Raw genomic sequence first — 9,440 nt, forward strand, 5'->3', positions numbered from 1 at the left:
GATCAGGCGTAGAGAACCTCGATCATCTCAAACCGGCACGGACACCTGTCGTCGTATCAGCCGCTACACCGCACTACTACCTGCGGATTCGGGTCTGAGGGCCGCCCTCCGGGGGCTGCCCGTTGTGAGGGCCGCCCGTTGTGAGGGGCGATCTCCGGGGGCGACCCCTGCGAACCGGCCCGGGCGGGTGGGCCGGTGCGCGGCGGGGCGCGCCTACGCTCCGGGCCGCCGGCCCTTGCCCGGGGCTCCGGCGAAGGCCTGGGCGATCGGCAGCCAGGCGGTGGCGACCGGCCCGGTGGCGGTGAGGGCGAGGTCGTCGCGGTGGCGGCGCTGGGTCACCAGCAGGCAGAAGTCCAGGGCCGGGCCGGCCACGACGTCCTGCGCCCCGGCCGGTCCGATGGGCCAGGGGGTGCCGTCGGGCGCGGTCAGTTCGAGCCGGACCGGGTGCTCGGGCGCGGGCAGTCCGTGCAGGGTGAAGGCGAAGCCCAGGGTGCGCAGCCCCAGGTGGGCGATGTGCCGCAGCCGGTCGGTGGGCTCGCGGGTGGCGCCGAGCGCGTCCGCGACGTCCTGGCCGTGTGCCCAGGTCTCCATCAGCCGGGCGGTGGCCATCGAGGCGGGCTTCATCGGCGGGCCGAACCAGGGCAGCCGGAGGTCGGCGGGGGCGGTGCCGAGCGCTGCCCGCACCTCCGCCCGCCCGGCCCGCCAGCGGGCCAGCAACGCCGCGGGCTCGGCGGCCGCACCCGTGCGGGCGCCCTCCTCGACCGGGTCGGCGCCGGCCGCGAGCAGCTCGGTGAAGTGCCCGCCGAGCGAGGCGCGGAAGCCCTCCGGGTCGTGTGCGGCCAGGGCCGTCCAGTCGTCGGTCCACGCCAGGTGGGCGATCTGGTGGGCGACCGTCCAGCCCTCGGCGGGGGTGGGGCGGGCCCAGCCGTCGGCCGGCAGCTCGGCCACCAGCGCGTCCAGGTCGGCGCTCTCGTCCCGCAGGTCGGCCAGCAGGCCCTGGAGGACGTCGCCCGCGGCGTTCGGGTCGGTCATCGGCTTCCCCTCAAGATCAAGGCTGTTGCTACCCGTCGGTAGCCCGCGGCGGCACCCTACGCCCGGCCCGGCGCCGGTGCCCGCGACTCCGCGAAACACGCATGTCAGGAGTCTCGCCACCGGCCCCACCGCGTGTGACAATTCCGCGATGACCAGGGCTGCGGACACCCCCACCGCCGCGCAACCCGGCGGCGACGCCGCGCGACCGGGCACCCCCACCGCCGCGCGGACCGACGACCCCGAACTCGCCGCGCGCGCCGCCGAGCTGGTCCGGGACGCGGTGCTCGGCGACCTCGCCCGCCGGGTGGTGGGCGAGTGCGGTGCCGACGTCGGCCTGGTCGGCGTGCCCGAGCCGCTGCCCGGGAGGGGCTCCGGCCGCGAGGGCATGGTGCTGCGCCACTGGGCCGGCACCCGGGCCGACCTGCTGCACGACGTGCCCGTCCCGGCCGGGCTCGGCCTCGGCGGCCGGGCGCTCGCCGAGCGCGCGCCCACCTGGGTGCCCGACTACCGTGCCGCCACGACCATTTCGCACGACTACGACGCGGCCGTCGCCGCCGAGGACCTGTACGCGATGCTCACCGTCCCGCTGCTGCACGGCGGCACCGTGCACGGAGTGGTGTACGCCTCGCTGCGCGCCGTCGTGCCGTTCGGCGACGTCCGGATCTCCGCCGTCGGCAAGCTGGCCGCGGCGGCCACCCGGGCACTCGCCGGAGCCGCGGCCTGGAGCGGCGAGAAGTCCCGACCGGCCGCCCCCGTACGGCCGTTGACCCCGCGGGAGCACGAGGTGCTGCGCTGGGCGGCGACCGGCCGCACCAACCCGGAGATCGCCGCCCACCTGGGCCTCACCTGCAACACCGTGACCGGTTACCTCAAGTCCGCGATGCACAAGCTCGGGGTCCGCAACCGCACCGAACTGGCCGTCGCGGCCAAGGAGTCGGGGCTCGTCAGTTGACCTGGCGGTCCCGCCCGGCCCAGTACGGCTCGCGCAGCCGGAACTTCTGCAGCTTGCCGGTGGCGGTGCGCGGCAGGGCCTCCCGGAACTCCACCGTGGTGGGGGACTTGTAGCCGGCCAGCCGCTGCTTGCAGTGCGCGATCAACTCGGCCTCGGTGACGGCCTCCTGGTCCTCCCGGAGCACCACCAGCGCCTTGATCGTCTCGCCCCACCTCTCGTGCGGCACCCCGATCACGGCCACTTCGGCGACCGCCGGGTGGCCGTACAGGCAGTCCTCCACCTCGATCGAGGACACGTTCTCCCCGCCGCTGATGATGACGTCCTTCTTCCGGTCCGAGATGGTGAGCCGGCCGTCGGTGAGGGTGCCGCCGTCGCCGGTGTGGAACCACTCGTCGCGCAGTGCCTCGGCGGTGGCCTCCGGCTGCCGCCAGTAGCCGTCCAGCACGGTGTTGGAGCGCACCAGCACCTCGCCGGACGCGTCGATCCGCAGCCGGGTGCCCAGCGCCGGGGCGCCGGCCTGCACCAGCTTCTCGGCGCGTTCGGCGGCCGGCAGGGCGTCCCACTCGGCGCGCGAGCGGTTGACCGTGACCAGCGGGGAGGTCTCGGTCAGGCCGTAGAGCTGCATGAACTCCCAGCCCAGCTGCTCCTCGACCTGCTGGATCACCGAGGTGGGCGGCGGGGCGCCGGCCACGATCATCCGCACCCGGTCCCGGCCGGGCACGGGGCCGTCCCAGTCGGCGGCCGCGTCCAGCACCATCTGCACCACGGCGGGCGCGCCGGACAGGAAGGTCACCCCGTGCCGCTCGACCCGGCGCAGGATCTCGGCGCCGTCGACCTTGCGCAGCACGATGTGCCGTCCGCCGAGCCCGGTGATCGCGAACGGCAGGCCCCAGCCGTTGGCGTGGAACATCGGCAGGGTGTGCAGGTACACGTCCCGGTCGTTCGCGCCGTAGTGCAGGCCCATCAGCGTCGCGTTCAGCCACGCGTTGCGGTGGGTGATCCGAACGCCCTTGGGGCGGGCGGTGGTTCCGCTGGTGTAGTTGATGGTGGCGGTGTCGTTCTCGTCCACCGCGTAGTGCCGCGGGGTGCCGTCGAAGTCGTACAGCACGGCGTCGCTGTCCGCGCCGATCACGAACGTGTGCTCGGCCACCACACCGCTGAGGGTGTCGGCGACCTCGGGGTCGACCAGCAGCACGGAGGCGCCGCTCTGCCGGACGATGTACGACACCTCCTCGGCCTTCAACCGGAAGTTGACCGGCACCAGTACCCGGCCGTACCCGCTCACCCCGAAGAACGAGGTCAGCAGCCGGGCCGAGTTGTGCGAGACGACCGCGACCCGCTCGCCGGGCCCGACGCCGAGCCGGTCCAGCCCGGCGGCCTGGGCCCGGGCCAGCTCGGCGACCCGGCGGTAGCTCAGCTCGCCCCAGGAATCGGCCGGCTGCACCGGCTCGTCGACGATGCCGACCCGGTCGCCGTAGACCAGCTCGGCGCGGTCGAGGAAGTCCATCACGGAGAGTGGAATCTGCATGGGGCTCACTGTCCTCTCCCGCCCGCTCCCTGCACACCCCCGATCGGGGGTGTCACCCGTGGGGGGCGCCGATGCCGCATCCGGGTCCGGGCCGGTGTCCGCGTCCGCACGGACGAGCGACCCCGCGCCCGCACCCGGGCCCTTCGGCTGCTAGGAAGGTCCGGGGGCCCGGGAAGGCCCCACGCAGGGACCACCCACGGGGAACGGGGAGCACACCATGGACGACCAGCGGCCCGGCACGCCCGACGAGGCCGCCGGCCCAGGCCTCCGCCGACGCCGGCCCCACCCACCCGGAGCGGGCCGGGAAGGGCCCCGGCCCCACGTGACCGCCACCGCACCCCTGGCGGCCGACGGTCTGCTGCTGCGCCCCTTCGAGGACGCCGACGCGCCCGCCCTGATCGAGGCCTACCGGGACGAGACCCTGCGCCGCTTCACCCGCACTCCGGTGGACGACGCCGAGCAGGCCGCGCACTGGCTGCGCCTCCAGCGCGAGGGCCGGGCGGCCGGCACCCGGTACTCCTTCGCGGTCCTGGACGCCGGCGAGCTGGTCGGCAACGTGGTGCTCAAGCGCGGCGCCCCGGGCGGCGGGACGGCCGAGGTGGGCTACTGGACGGCGGGCCCGGCCCGCGGCCGGGGTGTCGCCCCGCGGGCGGTGGAGGCCCTCACGGTCTGGGCCTTCGCCGCCTTCGCCGCCGACGGCCTGCACCGGATGGACCTGCTGCACGAGGGCGACAACCATGCCTCCTGCCGGGTCGCGGAGAAGAGCGGCTACGCCTTCACGGAGATCGTTCCGGCCTTCCCGCCGTACCCGCTGGACGGCCACCGGCATTCCCGGAAGCGACTGGACGTCTCCGAACGGCGTGGTTCAGAGTAGGCGCATGGCTTCCCTGGTACGACATGTGACGATCGACTGCGTCGACCCGCAGTCCCTGGCCGCCTTCTGGGCCGAGGCCCTGGACGGCACCGTCGGCGAGGAGGACGACCCCGGTGACGGGCTGGCCGTGGTGGAGTCCGCCGGTGCCTCGCTGCTCTTCATCCGGGTTCCGGAGGGCAAGTCGGTGAAGAACCGGGTCCACCTCGACCTCCAGCCGCAGGACCGCAGCCGGGACGAGGAGGTGGAGCGCCTGGTCGCCCTGGGCGCCACCGTGCTGGACGACCGCCGCGGCCCGGACGGCAAGGGCTGGGTGGTCCTCTCCGACCCTGAGGGGAACGAGCTGTGCGTCGAGCGCAGCGGGGCCGAGCGGATCGTCACCGGCGAGGCCTGGAGCCCGCGGGACGCGCCCTGATCGGGCCACTCGCCCATGGCCGCCCGCCAGGTCCACGAGGACTTGCGCGGGCGGCCGTTCAGTTCCCCGCGCCCGGTGCACCAGAGCAGCACCCGCGCCGGGTGGGCGGCGGGCTCCTGCGGTGCGTGCGGGAAGAGCCGGTCGAGTGCGAAGCGGCAGAGTTCGGCGGGCGGCTGCCAGGGCAGGCCGAGGCCGCTGGTGATGTCGTGGGTGTGGAGCAGGGTCTCGGCGACGCCCATGGCGGCGAAGCCGAGCGGTTCGCAGGGGCCGTGGTGGTAGGCGCGCAGCTCGGGCGGGGCGGCGTCCAGGGCGGTGGCGAGGAGCCCGGCGGCGGCGGTGACCACGGTGAGCACCTGGGCCGGGTCGGCCTCGGGGCGGACGGTGAGGTCCAGCGGCAGGTAGCGGTCCCGGGGGCGGGCGGCGAGCTGGCCGGCGTAGGCGAGCAGGTCGTGGGCGATGTGGGCGGCAGTGTCGCGGCAGCTCCACTCCAGGAGTCCGGCGGGTGCGTCCCAGTCGCGGTCCCCGGTGTGCGGGGCGAGGACGGCCAGCGAGGCGTCCAGGGCGGCCCGTACGGCGTCTCCGTTGCGCACGATCACTCCTCCGGCGTCGGTTCATGCTGCGACGGAGCGTCACACGACAGGGCCGGTGTCCGGGCCCGCGCCGCGAGTTCGTCCGATAACCGACCCTGTCTGGCGCGACCCGCCCCGTCGGCGCCTGCCGGAGCGCATCGGCGGGCGCTTCATCTGCGGCTCCCGGTGACGGCCCCGGGCTCGGGGCCGTCACCGGCCGGCCGGCCGGGTTCAGCCCAGCTGGACGGAGCGCTTGGCCAGGCCCATCCAGAACCCGTCGATGACGCTGCGCTGGCTGTCCAGGTCGGCCTCGCCGGCGCCGAGGGTGACGAACAGCGGGGCGAAGTGCTCGGTGCGCGGGTGGGCCAGCCGCCCGGCCGGGGCCTTGTGCTCGAAGTCGAGCAGGGCGTCCAGGTCGTGGGCCTCCAGGGCGCGCCGGCCCCAGTCGTCGAACTCGGCCATCACCGAGGTGACCCGGCCGTCGTTGCTGAGCGCCCGCAGGTTGTGGGTGAAGAAGCCGCTGCCGACGATCAGCACGCCCTCGTCGCGCAGCGGGGCGAGCTTGCGGCCGATCTCCATCAGCCGGTGCGGGTCGAGGGTGGGCAGCGAGATCTGGAGCACCGGCACGTCGGCCTCCGGGTACATCTCCACGAGCGGGACGTACGCGCCGTGGTCGAGCCCGCGGTCGGGGATGTCCTGGACGGGCGTGCCGGGGGCGCGCAGCAGCTTGCGCACGCGCTCGGCGAGCTCCGGCGCGCCGGGGGCGGCGTACTGGACCTCGTAGTAGTGCTGGGGGAAGCCCCAGAAGTCGTAGACCAGGGGGAGGGTGGTGACGGCGCCGAGGGCGAGCGGGGCCTCCTCCCAGTGGGCGGAGACCATCAGCACGGCCTTGGGCCGGGGCAGGTCGGCGGACCAGGCGGCGAGCTGGCCCGGCCAGACGGGGTCGTCGGCCAGCGGCGGCGCGCCGTGCGACAGGTACAGAGCGGGCATGCGCTCGGGGGTCGCGGTGCTCATGGCGTCCTCCTCGGGACCGGTTCGACCTGTTTCGACCAGCAGGTAGTTCAAATTTGAACGTCTACTGCGATCGACGGTACACCTTTGTTCGAATTTGAACAACAGGAGTAGGCTGCAGCCATGTCCTCTCTGAACGAACCCCGCTGGCTCGACCCGGACGAGGCGGCCGCCTGGCGGGGCTTCGTCGCCGCGAGCAACCTGCTCAACCGGCGGCTGGAGCGCCAGCTCAAGGAGGACTCCGGACTCTCCCACCAGCAGTACGAGATCCTGGTGCACCTGTCCGCCGCCCCCGGCCACTCGCTGCGGATGACCGAGCTCGCCGACAAGCTGGTCACCTCCAAGAGCGGCCTGACCTACCAGGTCACCCAGCTGGAACGGACCGGCCTGGTCGCCCGCCGCTCCTGCCCCAGCGACATCCGCGGCGTCTTCGCCGAACTCACCGACCAGGGGCGGGAGGCGCTGCGCCAGGCCGCACCCGGACACGTCGCCCTGGTGCGCGAGTTGCTGATCGACGTGCTCACCCGGGAACAGCTCGCGGTGCTCGCCGAAGGCCTCGGCGCGGTCAGCGCCCGGCTGCGCCTGGAGGACTCCTAGGGATCGTCCCCGCCCTCCCGCCGGGCCGGACGGCCCTCAGCCGCCCCCGTCGAGCGACGCCGCCCGCTCCAGCAGCAGCTCCCGCTCCCGCTCGTTGCGGGTCAGCCCAGCCGCCCGCTCGAACTCCGCCCGGGCCTCCGCCGTCCGCCCCAGCCGGGCCAGCAGGTCGCCGCGCACGCTCGGCAGCAGGTGGTAGTCGCGCAGCGCCGGCTCCCGCGTCAGCCCGTCCACCAGCTCCAGCGCCGCCGCCGGGCCCCGGGCCATCGACAGTGCCACCGCCCGGTTCAGCGCCACCACCGGGGACGGCGACAGCGCCAGCAGCCGCTCGTACAGCGCGGCGATGGTCGTCCAGTCGGTGTCCTCGTAGCGCCGGGCCTTGGCGTGGCAGGCGGCGATCGCGGCCTGGACCGAGTACGGTCCGGTGCCCGCCCGCTGCAACGCCTCGAACCCGCGCCGGATCAGCAGCCCGTCCCAACGGGCCCGGTTCTGCTCGGCCAGCAGCACCGGGCGCCCGTCCGGGCCGGTCCGGGTGGCCGTGCGCGAGGCCTGGAGTTCCAGCAGCGCGGCCAGCCCGTGCGCCTCCGGCTCGGCCGGCATCAGCGCCGCCAGCACCCGGGCCAGCCGCAGCGCGTCCTCGCACAGCTGCGGGCGGAGCAGGTCGTCCCCCGCGGTCGCCGCGTAGCCCTCGTTGAAGATCAGGTAGATGACCTCCAGCACCGAGGAGAGCCGCCGCGCCCGGTCCTGCCCGTACGGGACCTCGAACGGCACGTCCGCCGTCGCCAGCGTCCGTTTCGCCCGGACGATCCGCTGCGCCACCGTCGGCTCGGGCACCAGGAAGGCGCGGGCGATCTCCGGGGTGGTCAGCCCGCCGAGCAGCCGGAGGGTGAGCGCGATCCGGGCCCGCGCCGACAGCACCGGATGGCAGGCGGTGAAGATCAGCCGCAGCAGGTCGTCGTCGATGGACTCCGGCCCGTCCGGCTCCGGGGGCGGCACGTCCCGCGCCGACCGGCCGACCTCGGCGAGCTTGCGGGCGTACACCTCCCGGCGGCGGACCAGGTCGACCGCCCGGTGCTTGGCGGTGGCCGTCAGCCAGGCGCCCGGGTTGTCCGGGACGCCCTCCCGCGGCCACCGCTCCAGCGCCGCCACCAGCGCGTCCTGCGCCAGCTCCTCGGCGATGCCGACGTCCCGCACGATCCGCGCGGCGGCGGCGATGATCCGCGCGGACTCGATCCGGAACACCGTCTCGACGGCCGTGGCCGCCTCCCTCTCCGTCACGGCCACCCATCAGAGCAGTCGGCGCGGGAGGAGGCAAACGCTGCCACGGCCGTCGACCGGGCTGTCCGGGCCGCTACTTCGGCGGCTCCGGCATCTCGTCGATCCGCCGGACCTCCGCCTCGACCTGCCAGTGCGCGGGGTGGACCCGCAGGAAGCGCCGGGTCCACTCCAGGGCCTCGGCCTGGTCCTTGCACTGGAGGATGGCGTAGCCGCCGACGACCTCCTTGGTCTCGGTGAACGGCCCGTCCGTGCAGCCGATGTCCCCGTCCTTCCAGGTCAGCCGGGTGCCCTGGGAGGTCGGGGTGAGGCCGGCGGTCTCCAGCATCACGCCGACCTTGGTGATCTCCTCGAACAGGGCCCCCATCCGCTGTTCGAAGCCGGGGTCCGGCTCCCAGCCCCCGCGGGCGTTCTCGTCGATGCGGATCAGGGTCATGAAGCGCGGCATGGTGACTCCTCGGTCGTGCGGGCGGGGCCCCTCCCCGCCTCTCACCCCTGCGTCGAACGGGCCGGTGCCGGATCGACATCCGCCGCGAAGAATTCTTCCGACTTTTCCCGTTCTTCGCCCGGAAGCCGCAGCTGCGAGCCGATGTCCACCATTTCCATCGCATCTGCGAATGCCGGGGCGGTCGCTCGGGTAGTCCTCCTCGCGGGCCGCAGCGCCGCGGCCCGCGAGGAGGGAGCGCCCCCATGACCCCCGTGACCCCCGTGAGACCCACCGTCCGACTGCACGGCCACCTCGACCGCCCCGCCGAGCTGACGGTCGCGCAACTGCGCGACCTCCCCGCCCGCCGGGTGGAGGCCGGCTTCGACTGCCGGACCGCGGGCGAGCGGCGCCACGGCTACGAGGGCCCGGCGCTGCTGGACGTGCTGCGCTCGGCCCGGCCCCGGATCGACTTCTCCGGCCGCAAGCAGCGGCTGCGCTTCCTGCTCTCCGTGGTCGGCGCCGACGGTCACCGGGCGGTGGTCTCCTGGGCCGAGATCGACCCGGACTTCGGCGGCCAGGAGATCCTGCTCGCCACCAGCGTGGACGGCGCCCCGCTGGACGCCGCGGGCCCGCAGCTCGTCGTCCCCGACGACCACTGCGGCGCCCGCTACGTCAGCGCCGTCACCGCCGTCTGGCTCGGTCCCCTCGGCGATCCGTCGCGCCCCGCGGCCTGATGCCCAGGCGCCCGCCCGCCCGCCCGGCGGGC

At 74.7% G+C, this 9,440-nt stretch carries 10 protein-coding genes and 1 pseudogene; 5 read left to right on the forward strand and 6 right to left on the reverse strand.

Annotation, left to right across the window (positions count from 1 at the left end; all coding sequences use genetic code 11):
- Positions 1 to 213: 213 nt before the first annotated feature.
- Positions 214 to 1,032: a TIGR03084 family metal-binding protein gene (locus tag AB0E96_RS33880; RefSeq protein ID WP_359829632.1), complete on the reverse strand. Its 819-nt coding sequence runs from the start codon at positions 1,030 to 1,032 to the stop codon at positions 214 to 216.
- A 148-nt stretch (positions 1,033 to 1,180) separates the two neighbouring features.
- Here AB0E96_RS33880 and AB0E96_RS33885 point away from each other — a divergent pair, with 148 nt between their 5' ends.
- Entirely contained in the window at positions 1,181 to 1,984 is an 804-nt protein-coding gene (locus AB0E96_RS33885; protein WP_359829633.1) for a LuxR C-terminal-related transcriptional regulator, read from the forward strand.
- Here AB0E96_RS33885 and AB0E96_RS33890 read toward each other — a convergent pair.
- Positions 1,977 to 3,512 carry an AMP-binding protein gene (locus tag AB0E96_RS33890; protein WP_359829634.1) on the reverse strand — a complete coding sequence of 512 codons (1,536 nt, stop codon included), beginning with the start codon at positions 3,510 to 3,512 and terminating at the stop codon, positions 1,977 to 1,979. The two genes, AB0E96_RS33885 and AB0E96_RS33890, sit on opposite strands and share 8 nt — an antisense overlap.
- Positions 3,513 to 3,834: 322 nt before the next feature.
- On the opposite strand from AB0E96_RS33890, the gene AB0E96_RS33895 reads away from it, so the two are divergent.
- Together AB0E96_RS33895 and AB0E96_RS33900 are read left to right on the forward strand one after the other, a co-directional pair.
- Positions 3,835 to 4,386 carry a GNAT family N-acetyltransferase gene (locus tag AB0E96_RS33895; RefSeq protein ID WP_359829635.1) on the forward strand — a complete coding sequence of 184 codons (552 nt, stop codon included), beginning with the start codon at positions 3,835 to 3,837 and terminating at the stop codon, positions 4,384 to 4,386.
- 4 nt (positions 4,387 to 4,390) lie between these two features.
- Complete coding sequence (locus tag AB0E96_RS33900; protein ID WP_359829636.1) at positions 4,391 to 4,798, forward strand: VOC family protein; 408 nt, start codon at positions 4,391 to 4,393, stop codon at positions 4,796 to 4,798.
- A 212-nt stretch (positions 4,799 to 5,010) separates the two neighbouring features.
- Here AB0E96_RS33900 and AB0E96_RS33905 read toward each other — a convergent pair.
- Together AB0E96_RS33905 and AB0E96_RS33910 are read right to left on the reverse strand one after the other, a co-directional pair.
- Positions 5,011 to 5,394: pseudogene (locus AB0E96_RS33905) on the reverse strand (maleylpyruvate isomerase N-terminal domain-containing protein); the annotation flags it as partial.
- A gap of 204 nt (positions 5,395 to 5,598) precedes the next feature.
- Positions 5,599 to 6,381, reverse strand: a complete 783-nt coding sequence (locus AB0E96_RS33910) for a class III extradiol ring-cleavage dioxygenase (protein ID WP_359829637.1) — start codon at positions 6,379 to 6,381, stop codon at positions 5,599 to 5,601.
- A 129-nt stretch (positions 6,382 to 6,510) separates the two neighbouring features.
- Here AB0E96_RS33910 and AB0E96_RS33915 point away from each other — a divergent pair, with 129 nt between their 5' ends.
- Entirely contained in the window at positions 6,511 to 6,975 is a 465-nt protein-coding gene (locus AB0E96_RS33915) for a MarR family transcriptional regulator (protein ID WP_359829641.1), read from the forward strand.
- Positions 6,976 to 7,011: 36 nt separating this feature from the next.
- On the opposite strand, the gene AB0E96_RS33920 is transcribed toward AB0E96_RS33915, so the two are convergent.
- Entirely contained in the window at positions 7,012 to 8,250 is a 1,239-nt protein-coding gene (locus AB0E96_RS33920; protein ID WP_359829638.1) for a sigma-70 family RNA polymerase sigma factor, read from the reverse strand.
- A gap of 73 nt (positions 8,251 to 8,323) precedes the next feature.
- The gene (locus tag AB0E96_RS33925) at positions 8,324 to 8,695 is read right to left on the reverse strand and encodes a YciI family protein (protein WP_359829639.1); all 372 of its coding nucleotides are present in this window, start codon (positions 8,693 to 8,695) and stop codon (positions 8,324 to 8,326) included.
- A gap of 242 nt (positions 8,696 to 8,937) precedes the next feature.
- Here AB0E96_RS33925 and AB0E96_RS33930 point away from each other — a divergent pair, with 242 nt between their 5' ends.
- Positions 8,938 to 9,408 (forward strand): hypothetical protein, encoded by a 471-nt coding sequence (locus AB0E96_RS33930; RefSeq protein WP_359829640.1) that lies wholly within the window; start codon positions 8,938 to 8,940, stop codon positions 9,406 to 9,408.
- Positions 9,409 to 9,440 lie beyond the last annotated feature (32 nt).

The sequence above is a fragment of the Kitasatospora sp. NPDC036755 genome (assembly GCF_040636595.1).
In the GTDB taxonomy this organism is placed as follows: domain Bacteria; phylum Actinomycetota; class Actinomycetes; order Streptomycetales; family Streptomycetaceae; genus Kitasatospora.

What these genes read in the sequence shown, in the direction of transcription:
- AB0E96_RS33880 (WP_359829632.1), bottom strand. Translation starts at nt 1,032, where the DNA reads ATGACCGACCCGAACGCCGCGGGCGACGTCCTCCAGGGCCTGCTGGCC.
- AB0E96_RS33885 (WP_359829633.1), top strand. Translation starts at nt 1,181, where the DNA reads ATGACCAGGGCTGCGGACACCCCCACCGCCGCGCAACCCGGCGGCGAC.
- AB0E96_RS33890 (WP_359829634.1), bottom strand. Translation starts at nt 3,512, where the DNA reads ATGCAGATTCCACTCTCCGTGATGGACTTCCTCGACCGCGCCGAGCTG.
- AB0E96_RS33900 (WP_359829636.1), top strand. Translation starts at nt 4,391, where the DNA reads ATGGCTTCCCTGGTACGACATGTGACGATCGACTGCGTCGACCCGCAG.
- AB0E96_RS33910 (WP_359829637.1), bottom strand. Translation starts at nt 6,381, where the DNA reads ATGAGCACCGCGACCCCCGAGCGCATGCCCGCTCTGTACCTGTCGCAC.
- AB0E96_RS33925 (WP_359829639.1), bottom strand. Translation starts at nt 8,695, where the DNA reads ATGCCGCGCTTCATGACCCTGATCCGCATCGACGAGAACGCCCGCGGG.
- AB0E96_RS33930 (WP_359829640.1), top strand. Translation starts at nt 8,938, where the DNA reads ATGACCCCCGTGACCCCCGTGAGACCCACCGTCCGACTGCACGGCCAC.